Here is a 19,301-nt window from a genome sequence, read left to right on the forward strand (position 1 = left end):
GCCGAATGGACAGATTTGATTATGTGATCGTCGGCGCGGGTTCCGCCGGTTGCGTGCTCACCAGCCGGCTCAGCGAGGATCCCAATACGACCGTCTGCGTGCTCGAGGCGGGCCCTTCCGACTGGCACCCGTACATCCATCTGCCGGCTGGTTTCATCAAGACCTTCCACATGAAGAGCATCAATTGGGCCTACCAGCAGGAGCCGGGGCCCTGGACCGGCGGGCGCAGCATCTATGCGCCGCGCGGCAAGACGCTCGGCGGCTCGTCCTCGATCAACGGCCACATCTACAACCGCGGCCAGCGCATGGATTTCGACACCTGGGCGCAGATGGGCAACCGCGGCTGGGGCTATGCCGACGTGCTGCCGTACTTCCGGCGATTGGAGAGGCGGGTCGGCGAGGGCGAGGACACCTATCGCGGCCGCGACGGCAATCTCATCGTCACCACCATGAACTGGCGCGATCCGCTCTGCGAAGCCTTCATGGAAGGCGCGGTCTCGCTCGGCATCCCCCGCAACCCCGATTATAACGGCAAGACCCAGGAGGGTGTCTCCTACTGCCAGCGCACCATCAACAACGGCCTGCGCGTCTCCGGCGCCACCGCATTCCTCAAGCCCGCGATGAAGCGGCCGAACGTGCACGTGCATACGCATGCGCACGCGACCGAGATCATTTTCGAAGGCAAGCGCGCGGTCGGTGTGCGCTACATGAAGGGCGGCCGCGGCGGCCAGCCGGTCGAAGTGCGCGCCAACAAGGAAGTCATTCTCTCCGGCGGCACCTATAATTCGCCGCAACTCCTGCAGCTCTCCGGCGTCGGTTCGCCCGATCTGTTGCAGCAGCACGGCATCGCGGTGCGTCACGCGCTCCCCGTTGGCGAAGGCCTTCAGGACCATTACGCCCCGCGCACGGTCGCGCGCGTCAAGAACATCAAGACCATCAACGAGCTTCGCCGCGGCTTTTCGCTGTGGATCGAGGCGATGAAATGGGCCACCGCGCGGCGCGGGCTGCTGTCGCTGTCGCCGACCATGGTCTATTGCTTCTGGCACTCCGGCGAGAGCGCGGAGAGCTCCGACCTTCAGCTCACCTTCACGCCGGCTTCCTACAAGGAAGGCGTGCAGGGCCAGCTCGAGGACGAGCCCGGCATGACCGTGGCGTCCTGGCAGCAACGCCCCGAGAGCCGCGGCTATGTCCGCATTCGCTCGGCTGATCCGTTCGCGCCGCCGATCATCCAGACCAATTATCTCGACGCCGAGCTCGACCGCCGCGTCATCGTCGGCGGCATGAAGCTCGCGCGCAAGCTTTTGAAGAGTGCCCCGCTGTCGCCCTACTACGCCTACGAGGATTTCCCCGGCCCCAACGTCAACACCGACGACGAATTCCTGGCCGCCGCCACCCAGCGCGGCACCACCACCTTCCACCCCGGCTGCACCTGCCGCATGGGCCCGGCGGACTCAACCTGGGCCGTGGTTGACGACCACCTCCGCGTCCACGGCCTGGAGGGCCTGCGCGTCATCGACGCCTCGGTGATGCCGCGCATGATCTCGGCAAACCTCAACGCCTCCACCATGATGATCGCCGACCGCGCCTCCGACCTGATCCGCGGCAAGCAGCCAATGGAAGCCGCGAGGATTCCGGACGCTGCGGTGGCATGAGGCGCCACTTCTGCCGATATGGAGGTCCGTAGCCGGATGGAGCGCAAGCGCAATCCGGGGGCGTTGGCCCCGGGTCCGACGTTTTGTCCGGATTACGCTTTCGCTCCATCCGGGCGACGAGGTGTAGCGACCTGTGACTGTCTCGTCGGGCAAAACACCTTGCCGCCCGTCAACCCCTGCGCGCGAAAATATTCTTCTTTACCGAAATTCGGAAATGCGGCATAAGCCGAAACAGCCCGGCTCACGGAAAGAGGGGCGGTTCGCGAGTCGTTCGAAGCGCGGGCCGGGTTGCGGTGGACGCGGCAGCGTCGTGCGCGAGATGTCAAGGGCAGGGCGGATTGCTCTCCGTGAGCCCGAGGCTTCGTGCGGACGAGCGGCGCTGTGTGCGTACGGCAAAACTGTGTGGTCCTGGCCGTCGTTGCTACGGTCAAGCTCTTGCGGATGCGGCAGTCGCGTCAACCGGCGCGATGGCCGGTGACTTTCGCGGGAGTGAGGGAGGCCAGAACGAATTCGGCTCCCAGGAGAGCGCGGCATAAGCCGTCCGACCATCGCGCAGGGAAGGCCGTGTGTTCGGCACCACCTGTATGCTGCTGTGCGGTTTTCTGCGTGTGCCTTTTGCGCAGCAGACCGCGGGTGCGAGGTCAGCACCCGGCCTTCCCCATAGGCGTTAAGGTAGCGCGAGCATCGATTGATACGGACGTTTTCGAGGAGGCTCGCGCAGGTGCCGCCCAAGCGCTCGCTTTCTGCGGCGAAAGCAACGGATGGTTGGTTGTGGAATGATCGCTTGTAGCAAGGATGCAACGAGTTGTTGCAAAACACGCCAAGCGCCAGGTGCCGTCAGGCGGCCTGCGTCCAGCGGGGAGAGTCCTCGAAGTCGCGGGCAAGCGGCTCGAGCAGCAGGATGATCAAGAGGTGTGCCAGCAAGTAGGGCTTGGCGGAGCGCGGATCGGTTCCAGGTGGCGTCTTGAGACCAATCAGACTCTTCAGTCGCTTGAAGCCAAGTTCGATGCGCCATCGCAGTCGATAGAGCGCGAGTACATCCTTGGTGGAGAACTCGTCCCGCGCGAGCGACGTGACCAGAATGACCCAATCCGCGGCTTCCAGAGTTTCTTTGGAGATGACGCGGTTTTCGTCTTGTGCGTCGCGCCGGGCTTTACGGCGCGAAGCCGCGACTGCACCGGCGGGCTTCTTGACTGCGACCAGACGCATAGCCAGAGGCGCACCGTCCTTGCGTTTGATCCAAATCCTCCGATCGATCAGTCCGTGCGCCTTCGCCGCACGCAATTGGGCCATCAGATCGAACGGAAGGCCTTTGGCATCAAGCCAACGTGCGTTCTTCCAGCCCGCTCGGATCAAAACGTCTGCCCCGGCGTCGCGCACAGCGGCGATGCGGTCAGGTTGTAGATAAGCGCGGTCAGCAATGCGGATCTCGTTCTTGACCACCGGTATCCGGTCAAACGTTTCGCCTTCTTGCTGATCTGTCAGCTCGAAGTGACCAAAGCGCTCATATGGCAGATCGAATGCACTATGAACGCGCCAAAGCTCACTGTTCCTGCGCGCAGCCGGTCCTGCCTGAGGCACTGTCGTCGCATCGATAATGCGGATCAGGCGGCCTCGGCTCGCTTTCGGGGCTGCCGCAGCGAGCAAGCCCTCCACCAGCACTGCAAACCAATCGCCACATTGACGCAGGCGATAGAACAACGCCACGCTGCTGAGGTCGGCAAGGCCAACAGAAGCGGCCCACGCGGCTGTCGATCTCAACCCTCTTTCACCCAGACAATAGGCCAGCATCAGCCGAAGTAACGACACCGCATCTGGAATTTGGCGCCGCCGCACGAAAGCCTTCGTCTGGCGCGCACTTATTTCAAGCTGCGCAGCCCCGCCGAGCTGCGTAACCACTCTCGTCCAGTCCTCGTTCAGAAGCGATTCGTCTGCCATCCCGCCTTGGAATCACGTGTGATTCCAACACTCAAGAACAAACTTAACGCCTATGCGGCCTTCCCTGCGCCCTTGTGTCCCCGAAATCTGCCAGAATGTGGCAACGGGCGGTTGGATCAGAACCGCCCGTTGCCGGAACTGAGCCCGTTGCGCCCAAAGGCGACAGAGCCTGCTAAAGAGCAAGGGACAGCTCCGGTGTCTTCCTGAACCCGAACAGTTGCAAGGGCTGCGAGCCCGTACCAGGCAAGGAAGGGAGTGGATGATGACACAAGACGATCTGGTTGTCGTCGGCATCGATGTCGCTAAAGACAAGATTGATGCGTGCATTCGGACCGTAACGGAGCGGAAGACTTGCCCAACAACCGCGGCGGGGCGACGGAGCTTGATTGCATGGCTTCGCAAGCATCAGGTCGGCAAGGCAGTGATGGAGGCAAGCGGCGGCTACGAGCGGGTATGGGCCAAGGCGTTGCGCCAAGCAGGGCTGGAAGTACGGATCGTCGATCCCAAACGGGTTCGCCACTTTGCGGAATCGGCGGGACGCCTTGCGAAAAATGACAAGATCGACGCGGAGATGATCTCCTGGTTCGCCGAGACATTCGGCGAGGCTCCCAGCCAAGTCGACAATCCCGCTCACGAGGAGATGAAGGCACTGGTGAAGGGACGCCAAGGCCTGCTTGACGTCAGGGCTCGCCTGGAAATGCAGAAGGAGCATGAGGCGCCGGCCCTTGTTCAGAAGGCTCGCGCGCGTCTTCTTAAGAAGCTGGCTGACGAAATCGCCGCGCTCGAGACCGCGATCGCGGCGACGATCAAGACAACGCCGGACTTTGCCAAACGCGCCGAGATCATCCAGAGCGTACCAGGCTTTGCTGAGGGGACCGCAATGGCGCTGCTTGGAGGACTACCGGAGCTGGGGCAGGTGAGCGACGAAGTTGCCGCCGCGTTGATGGGCGTTGCTCCTTATGACGATGATAGCGGCAAACGTCGAGGTGAACGCTGCATCAAGGGTGGCCGCCGCTGGGTGCGAAATGCCCTCTACATGCCCTGTGTCGGTGCCGCAACGCTGAACAATCCGGTGTTCAAGGCCTTCTACGAACGGCTGATTGCCAAGGGCAAGCCGCCAAAGGTCGCGATCGTCGCCTGCATGCGCAAGCTGATCATCATCCTCAACACCATGATCGCGCGCGGCGAGACGTGGGATCCGAAGAAATACAGGGTGGCCTGACGAGCGCGCCTATCTCGCGCTCGGACCTCGGCCGAGCGCATGCAAAGCCAACAGACCGGTGAGCGGACGGGGTCAAGGCCGTCAGCCGCCGCAGGCGGGGGCGCGCCAGCGCCAGCCTTGAGGCCGGCCGATCGCCGGGCTACTTCGCCACAGTTGCTCTTTCTTCGGAAGAGGCGATGGAATGAAGCAAAGCTCGGGCGAGATGAGCCGCGAGGCTGCGAAGCTGTGTCTGCTGGTCAAAACGTGAGTCAGAGAGCGACGCCATGCGTCTTCGTCATTGCGACGAGCTCCTGCGACGAATCAATCCAGACTGCTGCGGTGGAGGGATTCTGGATTGCTTCGCTGCGCTCGCAATGACGATGTGAGGCAGCGTGCACAAATCTCTCACCATCACCCTGAGGTGGCCGCTTCTTCAGCGGCCCGCGAAGGGCGACGGCCCGGCTGCATCTCGGCCGTTCATCCTTCGAGGCTCCCCATGGGACGTTTTGCGTCCCATGCCTCGCACCTCAGGATGACGGGAGCTGCAACGAGCTCAGACTTCCCGTCGGCTCAAAAACGCCAGCCGCTCGAACAAATGCACGTCCTGCTCGTTCTTGAGCAGCGCGCCATGCAGCGGCGGGATCAGCTTCCTCGGATCCCGCTCCCGCAGCTGCTCGACGCTCATGTCCTCGTTGAGCAGCAGCTTGAGCCAGTCGAGCAGCTCCGAGGTCGACGGCTTCTTCTTCAGGCCGGGCACCTCGCGCACCTCGAAGAAGATGCGCAGCGCCTCTTCAACGAGGCGCTTCTTGATGCCGGGGAAGTGGACATCGACGATGCGATGCATCGTGTCGGCATCGGGGAACTTGATGTAGTGGAAGAAGCAGCGGCGCAGGAAGGCGTCCGGCAGCTCCTTCTCGTTGTTGGAGGTGATCATCATGATCGGGCGCTGCTTGGCCTTGATCGTCTCGCCGGTCTCGTAGACATGGAATTCCATGCGGTCGAGCTCGAGCAGGAGGTCGTTCGGGAATTCGATGTCGGCCTTGTCGATCTCGTCGATCAAGAGCACCGGGCGCTGCTCGCTGGTGAAGGCTTCCCACAGCTTGCCGCGCTTGATGTAGTTCCTGATGTCGGAGACGCGGGCATCGCCGAGCTGGCTGTCGCGCAGACGCGACACCGCGTCGTACTCGTACAGGCCCTGCTGCGCCTTGGTGGTGGACTTGATGTGCCAGGTCAGCAGCGGGGCGTTCAGCGCCTTCGCCACTTCCTCCGCCAGCACCGTCTTGCCGGTGCCGGGCTCGCCCTTCACCAGGAGCGGGCGCTCGAGCACGATCGAGGCATTGACGGCGACCTTGAGATCGTCGGTCGCAACATAGTCCTTGGTGCCGGTAAATTTCATCGCGCGTCCTTGTTGGTCGTCGTTCGAGGCATCGCCACTTTCATCGCCCCGGTCGCGACATGGGAACGGCCGCGTAGCGCGGCCGTTCCTGGTTCGGTCAGGCTTTCAGACCCGTCTTATCAGCGAAAGGATCACCAGCACAATCACCGCGCCGATCGTGGCGTCCACGATGGCGCCAACCGTGCCGGTGGCGAGCGCGATATGCAGCTGCGGCAGCACCCAGCTCGCGACCAGCGCGCCGATGATGCCGATGACGATGTTGCCGATCAGCCCAAATCCCGCCCCGTGGACAATCTTGCCCGCGAGCCAGCCTGCGATCGCGCCGATGATCAGCGCCGCGACAATTCCCATTGCAAACGTCCCCAAAACAACCCCTTGAGGCCGGCAATTCTAGAGCAAAAAGCCCTTGGGTCCACGCTGAATCACCGCGGTCGTGATCCTGCTTCGTCTCTCCCTATGGGCCCCTATGGGAGAGGTGAAGCGCCGCCCCTTGACGCCAGCCACCCGACGGGCAATCTGTCACCCATGTTCCTGCAATTCTTCACCTCTCTGCGCGATGCGCAGGTCCCCGTAACGCTGCGCGAATACCTCACGCTGATGGAGGCGCTCGACGCTGACCTCGCGGACTACACGGTCGAGAATTTCTACTATCTGTCGCGCGCTTCGCTCGTGAAGGACGAGCGAAATCTCGACAAGTTCGACCGCGTCTTCGGCACCGTTTTCAAGGGGCTGGAAAGCCTGCTCGACGCCATGGAGAAGGCCGAGATCCCCGAGGAATGGCTGAAGAAGCTCGCCGAGAAATACCTCACCGAGGAAGAGAAGAAGCAGATCGAGGCCATGGGCTGGGACAAGCTCATGGAGACGCTGAAAAAGCGCCTCGAGGAGCAGAAGGGCCGCCACCAGGGCGGCTCGAAGTGGATCGGCACCGCCGGCACTTCACCCTTTGGGGCCTACGGCTACAACCCCGAGGGCGTCCGCATCGGCCAGGAGAAGAACCGCAACAACCGCGCCGTGAAGGTGTGGGACAGGCGCGAGTTCAAGGATCTCGACGGCAATGTCGAGCTCGGCATCCGCAACATCAAGGTGGCGCTGCGGCGCCTGCGCAAATTCGCGCGCACCGGCGCGCCCGACGAGCTCGATCTCGACACCACCATTCGCGAGACCGCCAATCACGGCTATCTCGACGTGCACATGCGCCCCGAGCGCCGCAATGCGGTGAAGCTCTTGGTGTTCTTCGACATCGGCGGCTCCATGGACGCACATATCGAGCAGGTCGAGGAGCTGTTTTCGGCGGCCAAGAGCGAGTTCAAGCACATGGAGTATTTCTACTTCCACAACTGCCTCTATGAAGGCGTGTGGAAGCAGAACAAGCGCCGCTTCACCGACCGCACGCCGACCTGGGATGTGCTGCACAAATACCCGCACGACTACAAGGTCGTGTTCGTCGGCGACGCCTCGATGTCGCCTTACGAGATCATGGTGCCGGGCGGCTCGGTCGAGCACGTCAACGAGGAGCCGGGCTCGGTCTGGCTCGACCGCATCATCCGCACCTATCCGCACGCGGTGTGGCTGAACCCGGTGCAGCAGAAGCACTGGGACTATTCGGAATCCACCACCATCATCAAACGCATCTTCGCGGGCCGCATGTACCCGATCACGATCGAAGGCCTGGAAAGTGCGATGAAGGAATTGACGCATTAGCGCTGCTGTCATTCCGGGGCGCGTGCAGCGCGAATTCCGGAATCTCGAGGTTCCGGGTTCGCTCGCTTCGCGATCGCCCCGGAACGACGGAAGAAGAAGGGAAGACCCCATGCCCCAGACCATTACCCGCGGCATCAAGGCGCTGATCGACGAGGCCAATGCCGAGATCGAGACGCTGACCGCCAAGGACGCCATCGAGATCTCCAAGAACGGCGATGTCGTCATCGTCGACATCCGCGACCCCCGCGAGATCGAACGCGACGGCCGCATCCCCGGCGCCTTCGCCTGCACCCGCGGTATGCTCGAATTCTGGATTGACCCGCAGAGCCCCTACGCCAAGCCGATCTTCCAGGAGGACAAGAAGTTCGTCTTCCACTGCGCTGGCGGCCTGCGCTCCGCGCTCGCGGCCAAGACCGCGCAGGATATGGGGTTGAAGCCCGTCGCCCACATCGCCGGCGGCTACGCCGCCTGGCGTGACGCAGGTGGCCCGACCGAGCAATGGGAGCCGAAGAAGAAGGGGTGAGAAGTGCTGCGCTGTTGCGCCATTCTCCGCTGTCATTCGCCGCGAAAGCGGGGAATCGAGTACGCCGCGGCCTCTCGGCTCAATCACAACCGCCTCTGGAATACTGGATCGCCCGGTCAAGCCGGGCGATGACAGCGGAGTTCGATGCGCATTGCCTCAACTTCGGAACGACAAGAAAGACATCATATGACCGCCACCGACCCCCTCGTCTCCACCGAATGGCTCGCCGCCCACATGGGCGATGCCAACATCAAGATTCTCGATGCCAGCTTCAAGCTGCCGGGCGTGCTGCCGCTGCCGAAGGACGACTATCTCGCCGCGCATCTGCCGGGCGCGGTGTTCTTCGACGTCGATGCGGTGTCGGATCATTCCAACCCGCTGCCGCACATGTATCCGAGCGCCGAGCAGTTCGGCCGCGACGTCGGCAATCTCGGCATCGGAAACAGCGACACGGTCGTGCTCTACGATGCCGGCGGCTGGGTTGCAGCGCCCCGCGCGTGGTGGATGTTCCTGGCCTTCGGCCACGGCAATGTGCGCATCCTCAATGGCGGCCTGAAGAAGTGGCGCGCCGAAGGGCGTCCGGTCGAGAGCGGCGAGGTGAAGCCCAAGCCTACGACGTTCAAGGCGAGTTATGATTCAAAACGCGTGCGCAGCATGCAGCAGCTCATCGCCAATCTCGAAAGCAGCAAGGAGCAGGTGATCGACGCGCGCGCCGCCGACCGTTTCGAGGGGCGCGCGCCGGAGCCGCGGCCGGGCATCCGCTCCGGCCACATCCCCGGCGCCCGCAACGTGCCCTACAATCTGCTGTTCGATGCCGCGACCGGTGAGATGAAGCCGCTCGACGATCTCCGCGCCGCCTTCACGAATGCCGGCGTCAAGCTCGACGCGCCCATCGTGACGAGCTGCGGCTCCGGTGTGTCCGCGGGCGTGCTCACGCTCGCCCTCTATCGCCTGGGGATCACCGACACCGCGCTCTATGACGGCTCCTGGTCGGAATGGGGTCAGGCCGGCGGCCCGCCGATCGCGACCGGGCCGGCGTAGTCGCCACGATGACAGTGCGCTCCCTCGCCCCGTTCTTGCGGGGAGAGGTGAAGATCAGCGCGTGCGCGCCGTCGCCGTCGCAGTGAACGCCTGCGGCTGACCGAATGGATCGAGCTGCTGCTGCACCTGCTGAGGCGGTGGGCGGCGCACCACGCGGTGCCGCTTCTTCGCCTTCGCCTTGCGCTTGGCCGCCTTGCTGTCCGATGCGCTGCTGTCCGGCTTCTTGCTCTCGGCTTTGGCCTTCGCCGGCGCAGCCTTCACCGCCGTCGTCGCCGGATCGTTCAGCACGGCCAGCTTCGCGGAGGCGGTATCAACCGCCGGGGAGGCGAGGGCGGCAGTGGGCTCGGGCGGCGCCGGCTCGCTGTTCGTTGCGGCGGGCTGGGCCGCTGCGATCGACGCCGTGGTGTCGGCCGGGGTGAGCGTGTCGGTGGTCGTTGGCGGTGCAGCCTCTACCGTCGCTTCGGGCTCGGCTGGTTCGACAGCCGGGACTTCAGCCAGAGGCGCGGTGGCCTGCGGCTGAACGGCGGTCTCGGTGGCCAGCGCGGCCACCTGTTCGGGCTCGCTCGCCGGCAATCCAATGGTCGGCACCTGGTCACGCAGCGATAGCGTGGTCTCGGCGGGCACCTCCGGCTCGGCCCGCAATACCGCGAGCACCGGCTGGGCCGGTTCGGGGCTCTGCGCAAACACCTGCTCCTGCGGGCCGTTCCGCCAGGAGGGGTTGCTGACATACTGCTGATGGGTCGCCCGCAGCAGCGCGGCGGCCCCTAGGCCGAACACCAGGATGGAGGTTGACAGCAGGATCGCGGCAAACAGGAAGCGAAAGCCGGGAAGCATCGAGCGATTGCGAATTTCCGCCCCGGCGGCGAGGTGGCCGGGGCCAAAGAGCCATCTGAACGCGGTGACGGTACTGCTTGCCGCGTTCGCCACGCGGATCCGAGCTCAAAAAGTGGCGAATCAGGCTGATTCGACCATATCGCAACGCTTCGGCATCGTTCTGTTAAAATCGCGGCCGAACATCGCGGCAATTGATGCCGCGACACGATTTCAGCCCCGTGATGCAACGGGGCAACGGTAGTCTTGCGGATCACAAATCGGCCAATCCGGCGCAAATAAGCCTGATATGTCTTGAATGTGCCGCTATCTTCCGTCATCTGGCCGTTAACGGTCCGATCGGGCTTGGGGACTATACAAGAGCGATGATGATCAAACACTTTCTGACGATATGCGCTGCCGCGACAGTCGCTGCGGCGGGGACCTCGCTCGCTCAGGCTCAGAGCTATCCGGTCCAGCAGGCGCCAGGTTATGGTGCCCCGGCCGAATATCGGCCCGGCGACCGCATGCCGAATTTCGACGCGCTGGACGAAGACGACGAGGCGATGCCGCAGGCTTCGCTGCCGCCGCCCGGTCCGGCTGACGATCCGCGCTACGGCCGCCCGGCCGGCGCGCCTCCGGTCTATTCGGCCGCCCCGCCGCAGGGGCCGGTGATGTCGCCGGATGATCCGCGTTATGGCCGTCCGGCTGGCGCTCCGCCGGTCTATTCGGCGGCGCCGCCCCAGGGCCCCGTGATGTCGCCCGATGATCCCCGCTATGGCCGGCCCGCCGGTCCGCCGCCGGTGATCTACGCCGACCGTCCGGCCCAGGCGCCGGCCAACGATGGCCTGCGTCCGCCGGAGGCAGTCGGTGGTCCGGCCGCGACCGGAGCGGTGCAGTCCGGCCAGCCGCCTGTTGGCGCCGCCGGCCGGCCGATGACGGTTGCCTCGCTGCCACCCGAGGAGCAGCCGGATGCTGCGCCGGCGCAGCTGCCCCCGAATCTGCGCCGCCAGGAAGTTGCGTTCCAGACCAAGGAGCCGGCCGGCACCATCGTGGTCGATACGCCCAACACCTACCTCTATTACGTGCTCGGCAACGGCCGCGCGGTCCGCTACGGCGTCCGCGTCGGGCGCGACGGCTTCACCTGGACTGGCGTGCAGAAGATCACCCGCAAGGCCGAGTGGCCGGATTGGCATCCGCCGACCGAGATGATTGAGCGTCAGCCCTACCTGCCGCGCTTCATGGCCGGCGGCCCCGGCAATCCGCTTGGCGCCCGCGCGATGTATCTCGGCTCGACCGTCTATCGCATCCACGGCACCAACCAGCCTTCGACGATCGGCAAATTCGTGTCCTCCGGCTGCATCGGCATGCTGAACGAGGACGTCTCGGACCTGTTCGACCGCGTCAAGGTCGGCACCCGCGTAGTGGTGCTGCCGGGCGGCCCGTCGCCGGGAACGGCGACTGCCTCCGCTGCGCCGACCCCCGGTGCCGCCGGTCCGGCTCCGATGGCCGCTCAGGCCGGTCCGGTGCCCGGCACCCAGCCGACGGTGGTGCCGCCGCTCCCCGCGCCGGTGACGGTGCGCTGAACCGGCTCGCAGAACCGACCAATCGGCGGCGCGTGTGCTTTGGCCACGCGCCGCACTCATTTGACGCATGCTCGTTCGCGCCTCCGCTCGCTTGAATCCACGCCCGGCCCGACTACGTCCCGGCTGATTGCAGCGAATGCGAGGAGCACAGGATGCGAATCTTTGTTGCGGGCGCCACTGGCGCCGTGGGCCGTCAGCTCGTCCCTCTCCTTCTTGCCAGCGGCCACTCGGTCGTCGCTTCGACGCGGAGCGCGGCGAAAACGGGCATGCTCGAGAATTTCGGCGCCGAACCCGTCATTGCCGACGGCCTCGACGCGGCGGACATGCGCGCGGCCGTAATCGCGGCAAGGCCTGATGTGGTCATCCATCAGATGACCGATCTAGCCGCCGCCACGGATCTGCGGCATTTCGATCGCGCGTTCGCGCGGACCAACGAGTTGCGGACCCGCGGAATCGACATTCTGCTCGCGGCCGCGCGAGAGGCCGGTGCCAAGCGCTTCATTGCACAGAGCTTCTGTGGCTGGACCTTCAGCCGCGATGGCGGAGCGATCAAGACGGAAGCGGACGAACTTGAGCCGAATCCTCCGGAAGAATTGCGGCGTACACTCGAGGCGATCCGGTATCTGGAGCGAACCGTTACGGCATCGTCTGCACCCGAAGGCATCGTGTTGCGCTACGGATTCTTCTATGGCCCGGAAACCGGCACGCTGTCGCCGGCGATGCAAGATCAGCTTCGCCGGCGGCGAGTGCCGGTTATCGGCGATGGCGGCGGACATTGGTCGTTCATTCACACCGAAGACGCTGCGTCAGCGACCGTGGCTGCGGTCGAGCGCGGACGCGCTGGCAACATCTACAACATCGTCGACGACCATCCGGCACTGGTCAGGGATTGGCTGCCGGCGCTCGCCGAGTTCCTTGACGCCAAACCCCCGCTTCACGTTCCGGCGTGGCTCGGGCGACTGCTTGCGGGCGAACACATGGTTGCGATGATGACCGAGGTGCGCGGGGCCTCCAATGCCAAGGCCAAGCGCGAGCTCGGTTGGCTGCCGGCCCATCCCTCCTGGCGAGACGGCTTCGTCGACGCTGCGAGGCATTCCGCGGTCCATCGCACGGCGGCTTGAGCTTCTATGTGAGGGAGCGATGACGGTTGATCCCCGGCCTCATCGCGTTTCAGGCAAGCCGCCGCGGCAGCTCGCTGCCCCTGGTCCAGGCGTCGATCGCCTCGACCATCTGGCCGTAATGGATGCGCAATCCATCGGTGGTGGCGTAGCCGAGATGCGGCGTCAGCACGAGATTGTCGAGCTTGCGAAAGGGATGGCCGGCCGGCAGCGGTTCGATCGAGAACACGTCCAAGCCGGCGCCCGCGATCTGGCGCTGCTGCAGCGCCTCGAGCAGCGCTTGCTCGTCCACGATCGGCCCACGCGCGGTGTTGACGAGGAAGGCCGTCGGCTTCATCCGCGCGAGATCGGCGCGGCTGACGAGGCCACGCGAACGCTCGCTCAGCACCACGTGGATGGTGACGATGTCGGCCTTGGCGAACAGCTCCTCCTTGGTAGCGTAGCCGACGCCGACTTCCCTGCACTTCTCGGGCGTGAGATTCGGGCTCCAGGCGATCACGTTCATGCCGAACGCCTTCGCGATCCCAGCCATCTTGCTGCCGAGCTTGCCGAGCCCGACGATGCCGAGCGTCATCCCCTCGATCTCGACGCCGGCAAAGCTCTGCCAGGGCTCGCCGGCATGCATGCGTGCATTCTCGCGGCCGATGCCGCGGGTCAGCTCCAGGATCAGGCCCATGGCGAGCGGCGCGGTCGGATCGCGGGAATATTGGGTGCCGCCCACGGCCACATTGCGCGTTTTCGCAGCCTCCATATCGATGGAAGCGTTGCGCATGCCTGAGGTCAGCAGCAGCTTCAGCTTCGGCAGGCTCTCAAACAGGCTCTTGGGAAACGCGGTGCGCTCGCGCATCGCGCAGACGATCTCGAAATCGGCCAGTGCGCTGGCTGCCGCCTGCTCGGAGGCGAAGGGGTGGCTGAACACGGTGACGTCAAGGCGGTCGGATAGTTTCGGCCAGTCGGCGACATCGAGAGCGAGGTTGAAATAGTCGTCGAGAATTGCACAGCGCAGCCGCGTCATCAGCGTTCATCCATGGCGAGAGGTGACGGCGCGAGCGGGGCGCCTTCGTCGGAACCGGACCATGGTTGCGCGTAATGAGGACGGCGCGCAAGCCGCCGAGGTCTTCAAAAGTCCGACAGGAAAGAGGGGATCAACGGTCGCGGGGCTTCAGGCGGAACGGCGCATCCATGCCGTGCTTGGCGCGCCAGGCCGGGCCGGGGCCGCGCATGTAGTGCAGCTCGGGCCGATACGGGTTGAAGGCGGTGGTGACGAAACGCTTCCAGAAGGCCTTGATCTCCGAGGCGAACCCGGAGACGTGCCCGGCTGCCGCCGGAACAGGAAGAGAGTTGGTCTCGATCAGAGCCATGATGCGGCCTCGCTGTGCTGCCCGTTCGTTCTGAGCGGGTGGCGCTGTTTCCGCGCGAAACCGAGCTTTGGCCTGCTTTATTAAAAAATGGTTTCAATTGTCCGGATCGGTGGCCGGATGGTGTCCGTCCCGTATTCATCCGTGGTGAACGGACGGAAAACGTTGCCCTTTGGGGGCGGGATCGTTACATCGGCGGCAAGCAAATTTCCTCAAATCGAAGGTTTCACGGGACCGATGGCGCGCCAGTTCATCTATTTCATGCAGGGCCTGACCAAGAGCTACCCGACCCGGAAGGTGCTCGACAATATTCACCTGAGCTTCTATCCGGACGCCAAGATCGGCGTGCTCGGCGTCAACGGGTCGGGTAAGTCGACCCTGCTCAAGATCATGGCTGGCCTCGACAAGGAATACACCGGCGAGGCCTGGGTCGCCGAGGGTGCCCGCGTCGGCTATCTCGAGCAGGAGCCGCAGCTCGATCCCAAGCTGACCGTGCGCGAGAATGTCATGCAGGGTGTCGCCAAGCAGAAGGCGATCCTCGACCGCTATAACGAGCTCGCCGTCAACTATTCGGACGAGACCGCCGAGGAGATGACCAAGCTTCAGGACGAGATCGAGGCGCAGGGCCTGTGGGATCTCGACAGCAAGGTCGACCAGGCCATGGACGCGCTGCGCTGTCCACCCGACGACGCCGACGTGACCAAACTCTCCGGCGGTGAGCGCCGCCGCGTCGCGCTGTGCCGCCTCTTGCTCGACCAGCCCGAGCTCCTGCTGCTGGACGAGCCGACCAACCATCTCGACGCGGAATCCGTATCGTGGCTGGAACGGCACCTGCGCAACTATCCCGGTGCGATCCTGATCGTCACCCACGATCGCTACTTCCTCGACAACGTCACGGGCTGGATCCTCGAGCTCGACCGCGGTCGCGGCATCCCCTATGAGGGCAACTACTCCTCCTGGCTGGTGCAGAAGCAGAAGCGGCTTGAACAGGAGGGCCGCGAGGACGCTGCGCACCAGAAGACGCTGGCCCGCGAGCAGGAATGGGTGGCGTCCTCGCCGAAGGCGCGCCAGGCCAAGTCGAAGGCGCGTTATCAGCGCTATGAGGAGCTGCTCAAGAAGGCGAGCGAGAAGCAGACCCAGACCGCGCAGATCATCATCCCGGTCGCCGAGCGGCTCGGCACCAACGTGGTGGACTTCGAAGGGCTCAGCAAAGGTTTTGGCGATCGTCTCCTGATCGACAATCTCACGTTCAAGCTGCCGCCGGGCGGCATCGTCGGCGTGATCGGTGCCAACGGTGCCGGTAAGACCACGCTGTTCAGGATGATCACCGGCCAGGAGCAGCCGGACTCCGGCACAATCACGATCGGTGAGACCGTGCATCTCGGCTATGTCGACCAGTCGCGCGACGCACTCGACGGCAAGAAGACCGTGTGGGAAGAAATTTCCGGCGGCAACGAGCTGATCCTGCTCGGCAAGAAGGAAGTGAACTCGCGCGGCTATTGCTCGGCGTTCAACTTCAAGGGCGCGGACCAGCAGAAGAAGGTCGGCGCGCTCTCCGGCGGTGAACGCAACCGCGTGCATCTCGCCAAGATGCTGAAGTCCGGTGCCAACGTACTGCTGCTCGACGAGCCGACGAACGATCTCGACGTCGACACGCTGCGCGCGCTCGAGGAGGCACTGGAGGACTTCGCCGGCTGCGCCGTCATCATCAGCCACGATCGCTGGTTCCTCGACCGCATCGCGACCCACATCCTGGCCTTCGAAGGCGACAGCCATGTCGAATGGTTCGAGGGCAACTTCCAGGACTACGAGAAGGACAAGATGCGCCGGCTCGGCCAGGACAGCATCATCCCGCATCGCGTGAAGTACAAAAAGCTGACGCGGTGATCCCGGCATGATGCGGCGGGCGCTCATCGCGGCCGCGATCGTCGTCACCTGCGGCTGGTCGTCCGCCCACGCTGCCGACGCGGCCTTCACGCAGTTCGTTGATTCGCTCTGGCCGGAGGCGCAGGCGGCCGGCGTCTCGCGCGCGACATTCGAGCGTGAGACGCGCGGGCTCGAGCCCGACTACAAGCTGCCCGATCTGATCCTGCCCGGACGGCCCGCGACCGGCGCGCCCTCGCAGGCCGAGTTCGTGCAGGTCCCGGCCGACTACGTCAAGGAAGCTTCGATCGCGCGGCTGGCCGGCGAGGGACAGCGACTGCTGCAGAAATATGGCACGGCACTGACCGGGATCGAGAGAAGCTCCGGCGTGCCTGCCACCGTCATGCTCGCGATCTGGGGCCGTGAGACCGATTATGGCCGCTACACGCTGCCCTACGATCTCGTCCGCGTGCTGGCGACGCAGGCTTATGTCGGCCGCCGCAAGGACCAGTATCGCAACGAATTCGTCCTCGCGCTGAAGATCCTGGGAGAAGGCGTGGTGACGCGCAAGGACATGCGTTCGTCCTGGGCCGGTGCCACCGGGCTGACGCAGTTCCTGCCCTCGGAATACTACAAGCATGGCGTCGACTTCGACGGCGACGGCCGTATCGATATCTGGCACTCCGTGCCGGATGCGCTGGCCTCGGCCGCGCAGCAACTCGTCAACAAGGGCTGGCAAAGCGGCTTGCGCTGGGCCTATGAGGTGCAGGCGCCGGCGAACGTCGATTGCACGGTTGGCGTGCCGGAGGTGACGAAGCCGATCGGCCAGTGGCTGCGCGAAGGTTTTGTGCCGGTGCGTGGGCAAAAGCTCAGCGCGGCCGAGCAGGCTCAGCCAGCCTCGCTGCTCCAGCCGGAGGGCATCTACGGCCCGTCGTTCCTGACCACGAAGAACTACTTCGTCATCAAGGAATACAATTTCTCCGATCTCTACGTGCTGTTCGTCGGCCATCTCAGCGACCGCATGATGAGCCCGCTGCCGTTTGCAACGCCCTGGTCGGCCTCCAAGCAGTTGCGCACCAAGGATGTCGAGACCATGCAGCGCGGGCTGACGCGTATCGGGCTCTACAGGGACAAGATCGACGGCAAGGCCGGCATGCAGACACGCGCAGCGCTCGGCGCCTATCAGAAGTCGGCGGGTTTGAAGGTCGATTGCTGGCCCAGCGAAGAGGTGCTGCGCTCGATCCAGGCTGCGCGATAGCAGAGCAGCAAAAGAAAAAGCCCGGCCGAGATGCTCGGCCGGGCTTCGATCGCGGCGCGCGCGTAACGATCAGATCAGTAGCAAACGCGGACCGGGCGGACGACCCAGCCGTAACCGTCCCAATACCGCTCACGACGCCAGTAGCAGGGCGGGGGCGGCGGGCCGGGCTCGGCGACATAGACGGGGCCGCCATAGGCGGGACGGCTCGACGCAATGGCGCCGCCGACGATCGCGCCGCCGATCAGGCCAGCCGCGATGCCGGCACCGACGTCACCGGCTTTGGCAGGCGGGGTGGCGGTCACCAGCGAACCGGCGACCGTCGCAACCGTGAGGGCGGCAACTAAAGTCTTCTTCATGCTCAGGGCTCTCCTGGGAGATGGGCTCCCCTTGTTAGAGGTGCCCGGGTTTCAAAGGTTCACGCACACTCTGATGGAATTGGCCGTTGGGCTAGCAAGCGCGCAAATGGTCAATCCACGGTAAACGCACACGGAGCTGTGACGAGAAAAAGCGGTCTTTTTCGGGCTCCGAGATGAACGGCCCATCCGTGGTGAGCCGGTCCTGGCGACTTAGCCACAGACTCTGACACGGCGGACGCGCCAGGCATAGCCGTCCCAGAAGCGCTGCTTCTGCCAGACGCAGCCGCCGTAATAGTCGTCGGCAACATAGCCCGGGCCCGGTGCGTAGTAGCGCGACGGGTAGTAGCCTGGTTCATAATAGCCATAGCCGGGTCCGTAGTAATACGGAGAGGCAAGCGCGCCACCGACAATCGCGCCGCCGATGATCCCGGCGGCCACGCCCGCGGCGACGCCGCGCTGGGCATGGGCGGGTGTTCCGGCCGTCAGCGCCAGGGTGGCGACGGCGGCAACTGCCAGGAGCGACTTCTTCATCGGCTTGACCTTTTCGCACAATCACGCGGGAACTCTTTGGGAGCAGAGTTCCACAATTGGGAGCAGAGTTCCACAATTCGCTTGAATGATCAATGAACGGCGCCTTCGCCGGCGACGACCAATTGACATGGACGCAACTCCGCCAAGGAGACGATGATGGGCAACGCGATGGTCAATGCATTGATTGCTGCCGGAATCGTCTTCGCGATCGGCTACGGCTGGTTCATCCACCTCCAGAATCGCGGACGGCGCTCCCGCGCAGCGGCCGGTAGCGATGGAGGGAGCAGCGGCAGCGACAGTTATTCCGGGACGAGTGACGGCTTCTCGCTGGGAAGCTGGTTCTCCAGCGACAACTTGGGGAGCGCGACTGACGGCGGCAGTTGTTCCAGCAGCGATGGCGGCAGCAGCGGCGGGGATTGCGGAGGTGGCGGCGATGGTGGAGGAGGCGGAGGTGGCGATTAGAACCCCCGCAATCTTGATCCAGCGCAACAGCTCGTTTTAGAGCCGTTCTAGGCTGTCGACCGGGCCAGTTTGGAATAGCTTCAAATACCAGTTTTTCCTTTTGCATCCGGCCAGCCTGTTAAATATCGATGATGGCGCATCACCGAAGGACCTTCCGCTTCCATGATCGTTTGTTCCTGTAACGTGCTGAGCGATGATGATATCCGCGCCGCCGTCGCCGAGTCCGAGGACGCCGTGCGCCATGCCAAGCAGGTCTACGGATGCCTCGGCTGTAGTGCCGAATGCGGTCGCTGTGCCCGGACCATCAAGACGATCATCGACGAAGCCCTCGGCCCCTGCGCCCAGTCCTGTTGCGCCGGCTGTCCTCATAGCCACACCGTGCCTGCCAATGACGAGACGGCCGAACCCGCGCAGTTCGCCCTCGCAGCCTGCTAAAAACTTCCACAACACCGGCTGAGCTTTCCCCCGGCTGCGTCCGCGTGGCTGGTTGCTCTCGTCCGCGAAGTC

The 19,301-nt window shown here is 64.3% G+C and carries 19 protein-coding genes; 11 read left to right on the plus strand and 8 right to left on the minus strand.

Annotated features, from left to right (window positions below; translation table 11 throughout):
• The first annotated feature begins 5 nt into the window (after positions 1–5).
• Positions 6–1,652 carry a GMC family oxidoreductase gene (locus BRAD3257_RS11355; protein ID WP_122401898.1) on the plus strand — a complete coding sequence of 549 codons (1,647 nt, stop codon included), beginning with the start codon at positions 6–8 and terminating at the stop codon, positions 1,650–1,652.
• An 837-nt stretch (positions 1,653–2,489) separates the two neighbouring features.
• Here the strand turns inward: BRAD3257_RS11355 and BRAD3257_RS11365 are convergent.
• Complete coding sequence (locus BRAD3257_RS11365) at positions 2,490–3,590, minus strand: IS4 family transposase (protein WP_122401899.1); 1,101 nt, start codon at positions 3,588–3,590, stop codon at positions 2,490–2,492.
• Positions 3,591–3,852: 262 nt separating this feature from the next.
• Here BRAD3257_RS11365 and BRAD3257_RS11370 point away from each other — a divergent pair, with 262 nt between their 5' ends.
• Positions 3,853–4,812, plus strand: coding sequence for an IS110 family RNA-guided transposase (locus tag BRAD3257_RS11370; RefSeq protein ID WP_122406484.1), 960 nt, complete (start codon positions 3,853–3,855; stop codon positions 4,810–4,812).
• Between the two features lie 532 nt (positions 4,813–5,344).
• On the opposite strand, the gene BRAD3257_RS11375 is transcribed toward BRAD3257_RS11370, so the two are convergent.
• Positions 5,345–6,187 (minus strand): AAA family ATPase, encoded by an 843-nt coding sequence (locus BRAD3257_RS11375; protein WP_122401900.1) that lies wholly within the window; start codon positions 6,185–6,187, stop codon positions 5,345–5,347.
• Between the two features lie 105 nt (positions 6,188–6,292).
• Positions 6,293–6,538 carry a GlsB/YeaQ/YmgE family stress response membrane protein gene (locus BRAD3257_RS11380; protein ID WP_122401901.1) on the minus strand — a complete coding sequence of 82 codons (246 nt, stop codon included), beginning with the start codon at positions 6,536–6,538 and terminating at the stop codon, positions 6,293–6,295.
• A gap of 174 nt (positions 6,539–6,712) precedes the next feature.
• On the opposite strand from BRAD3257_RS11380, the gene BRAD3257_RS11385 reads away from it, so the two are divergent.
• From BRAD3257_RS11385 to sseA, 3 genes are all read left to right on the plus strand, one after another.
• Positions 6,713–7,888 (plus strand): vWA domain-containing protein, encoded by a 1,176-nt coding sequence (locus BRAD3257_RS11385; RefSeq protein ID WP_122401902.1) that lies wholly within the window; start codon positions 6,713–6,715, stop codon positions 7,886–7,888.
• Between the two features lie 109 nt (positions 7,889–7,997).
• The gene (locus BRAD3257_RS11390) at positions 7,998–8,411 is read left to right on the plus strand and encodes a rhodanese-like domain-containing protein (protein WP_018641027.1); all 414 of its coding nucleotides are present in this window, start codon (positions 7,998–8,000) and stop codon (positions 8,409–8,411) included.
• Positions 8,412–8,597: 186 nt separating this feature from the next.
• A complete protein-coding gene (gene sseA / locus BRAD3257_RS11395; RefSeq protein WP_122401903.1) occupies positions 8,598–9,452 on the plus strand; it encodes a 3-mercaptopyruvate sulfurtransferase in 855 nt (284 codons plus the stop codon).
• Positions 9,453–9,506: 54 nt separating this feature from the next.
• Here sseA and BRAD3257_RS11400 read toward each other — a convergent pair whose 3' ends face one another.
• Positions 9,507–10,286 carry a hypothetical protein gene (locus BRAD3257_RS11400; RefSeq protein ID WP_162500558.1) on the minus strand — a complete coding sequence of 260 codons (780 nt, stop codon included), beginning with the start codon at positions 10,284–10,286 and terminating at the stop codon, positions 9,507–9,509.
• 365 nt (positions 10,287–10,651) lie between these two features.
• On the opposite strand from BRAD3257_RS11400, the gene BRAD3257_RS11405 reads away from it, so the two are divergent.
• Positions 10,652–11,848: a L,D-transpeptidase family protein gene (locus tag BRAD3257_RS11405; protein ID WP_162500559.1), complete on the plus strand. Its 1,197-nt coding sequence runs from the start codon at positions 10,652–10,654 to the stop codon at positions 11,846–11,848.
• A gap of 152 nt (positions 11,849–12,000) precedes the next feature.
• Positions 12,001–12,969, plus strand: a complete 969-nt coding sequence (locus BRAD3257_RS11410; RefSeq protein ID WP_122401906.1) for an NAD-dependent epimerase/dehydratase family protein — start codon at positions 12,001–12,003, stop codon at positions 12,967–12,969.
• A 49-nt stretch (positions 12,970–13,018) separates the two neighbouring features.
• On the opposite strand, the gene BRAD3257_RS11415 is transcribed toward BRAD3257_RS11410, so the two are convergent.
• Both BRAD3257_RS11415 and BRAD3257_RS11420 read right to left on the minus strand, forming a co-directional pair.
• The gene (locus tag BRAD3257_RS11415; protein WP_122401907.1) at positions 13,019–13,981 is read right to left on the minus strand and encodes a D-2-hydroxyacid dehydrogenase family protein; all 963 of its coding nucleotides are present in this window, start codon (positions 13,979–13,981) and stop codon (positions 13,019–13,021) included.
• A 130-nt stretch (positions 13,982–14,111) separates the two neighbouring features.
• Positions 14,112–14,327: a hypothetical protein gene (locus tag BRAD3257_RS11420; RefSeq protein WP_122401908.1), complete on the minus strand. Its 216-nt coding sequence runs from the start codon at positions 14,325–14,327 to the stop codon at positions 14,112–14,114.
• Between the two features lie 234 nt (positions 14,328–14,561).
• Between BRAD3257_RS11420 and ettA the strand changes: the two genes are divergently transcribed.
• The gene (gene ettA / locus BRAD3257_RS11425) at positions 14,562–16,211 is read left to right on the plus strand and encodes an energy-dependent translational throttle protein EttA (RefSeq protein WP_122401909.1); all 1,650 of its coding nucleotides are present in this window, start codon (positions 14,562–14,564) and stop codon (positions 16,209–16,211) included.
• Positions 16,212–16,218: 7 nt separating this feature from the next.
• Positions 16,219–17,445, plus strand: a complete 1,227-nt coding sequence (locus BRAD3257_RS11430) for a lytic murein transglycosylase (protein WP_122401910.1) — start codon at positions 16,219–16,221, stop codon at positions 17,443–17,445.
• Between the two features lie 74 nt (positions 17,446–17,519).
• Here the strand turns inward: BRAD3257_RS11430 and BRAD3257_RS11435 are convergent, their stop codons facing one another.
• Both BRAD3257_RS11435 and BRAD3257_RS11440 read right to left on the minus strand, forming a co-directional pair.
• Complete coding sequence (locus BRAD3257_RS11435; protein ID WP_122401911.1) at positions 17,520–17,801, minus strand: hypothetical protein; 282 nt, start codon at positions 17,799–17,801, stop codon at positions 17,520–17,522.
• Between the two features lie 210 nt (positions 17,802–18,011).
• Positions 18,012–18,332 (minus strand): hypothetical protein, encoded by a 321-nt coding sequence (locus tag BRAD3257_RS11440; protein ID WP_122406498.1) that lies wholly within the window; start codon positions 18,330–18,332, stop codon positions 18,012–18,014.
• A 153-nt stretch (positions 18,333–18,485) separates the two neighbouring features.
• Between BRAD3257_RS11440 and BRAD3257_RS11445 the strand changes: the two genes are divergently transcribed.
• Entirely contained in the window at positions 18,486–18,794 is a 309-nt protein-coding gene (locus tag BRAD3257_RS11445; protein WP_122401912.1) for a hypothetical protein, read from the plus strand.
• Between the two features lie 162 nt (positions 18,795–18,956).
• On the plus strand, positions 18,957–19,229 hold the full coding sequence (locus BRAD3257_RS11450; RefSeq protein ID WP_122401913.1) for a (2Fe-2S)-binding protein: 273 nt from the start codon (positions 18,957–18,959) through the stop codon (positions 19,227–19,229).
• The last annotated feature ends 72 nt before the right edge of the window (positions 19,230–19,301 follow it).

The sequence above is a fragment of the Bradyrhizobium vignae genome, from assembly GCF_900324035.1.
Taxonomy (GTDB): Bacteria; Pseudomonadota; Alphaproteobacteria; order Rhizobiales; family Xanthobacteraceae; genus Bradyrhizobium; species Bradyrhizobium vignae.

Bases quoted from the DNA above. Each gene is read 5' to 3' on its own strand.
- BRAD3257_RS11355 (WP_122401898.1), top strand. From the start codon at position 6: ATGGACAGATTTGATTATGTGATCGTCGGCGCGGGTTCCGCCGGTTGC.
- BRAD3257_RS11365 (WP_122401899.1), bottom strand. From the start codon at position 3,590: ATGGCAGACGAATCGCTTCTGAACGAGGACTGGACGAGAGTGGTTACG.
- BRAD3257_RS11370 (WP_122406484.1), top strand. From the start codon at position 3,853: ATGACACAAGACGATCTGGTTGTCGTCGGCATCGATGTCGCTAAAGAC.
- BRAD3257_RS11375 (WP_122401900.1), bottom strand. From the start codon at position 6,187: ATGAAATTTACCGGCACCAAGGACTATGTTGCGACCGACGATCTCAAG.
- BRAD3257_RS11380 (WP_122401901.1), bottom strand. From the start codon at position 6,538: ATGGGAATTGTCGCGGCGCTGATCATCGGCGCGATCGCAGGCTGGCTC.
- BRAD3257_RS11385 (WP_122401902.1), top strand. From the start codon at position 6,713: ATGTTCCTGCAATTCTTCACCTCTCTGCGCGATGCGCAGGTCCCCGTA.
- BRAD3257_RS11390 (WP_018641027.1), top strand. From the start codon at position 7,998: ATGCCCCAGACCATTACCCGCGGCATCAAGGCGCTGATCGACGAGGCC.
- sseA (WP_122401903.1), top strand. From the start codon at position 8,598: ATGACCGCCACCGACCCCCTCGTCTCCACCGAATGGCTCGCCGCCCAC.
- BRAD3257_RS11400 (WP_162500558.1), bottom strand. From the start codon at position 10,286: ATGCTTCCCGGCTTTCGCTTCCTGTTTGCCGCGATCCTGCTGTCAACC.
- BRAD3257_RS11405 (WP_162500559.1), top strand. From the start codon at position 10,652: ATGATCAAACACTTTCTGACGATATGCGCTGCCGCGACAGTCGCTGCG.
- BRAD3257_RS11410 (WP_122401906.1), top strand. From the start codon at position 12,001: ATGCGAATCTTTGTTGCGGGCGCCACTGGCGCCGTGGGCCGTCAGCTC.
- BRAD3257_RS11415 (WP_122401907.1), bottom strand. From the start codon at position 13,981: ATGACGCGGCTGCGCTGTGCAATTCTCGACGACTATTTCAACCTCGCT.
- BRAD3257_RS11420 (WP_122401908.1), bottom strand. From the start codon at position 14,327: ATGGCTCTGATCGAGACCAACTCTCTTCCTGTTCCGGCGGCAGCCGGG.
- ettA (WP_122401909.1), top strand. From the start codon at position 14,562: ATGGCGCGCCAGTTCATCTATTTCATGCAGGGCCTGACCAAGAGCTAC.
- BRAD3257_RS11430 (WP_122401910.1), top strand. From the start codon at position 16,219: ATGATGCGGCGGGCGCTCATCGCGGCCGCGATCGTCGTCACCTGCGGC.
- BRAD3257_RS11435 (WP_122401911.1), bottom strand. From the start codon at position 17,801: ATGAAGAAGACTTTAGTTGCCGCCCTCACGGTTGCGACGGTCGCCGGT.
- BRAD3257_RS11440 (WP_122406498.1), bottom strand. From the start codon at position 18,332: ATGAAGAAGTCGCTCCTGGCAGTTGCCGCCGTCGCCACCCTGGCGCTG.
- BRAD3257_RS11445 (WP_122401912.1), top strand. From the start codon at position 18,486: ATGATGGGCAACGCGATGGTCAATGCATTGATTGCTGCCGGAATCGTC.
- BRAD3257_RS11450 (WP_122401913.1), top strand. From the start codon at position 18,957: ATGATCGTTTGTTCCTGTAACGTGCTGAGCGATGATGATATCCGCGCC.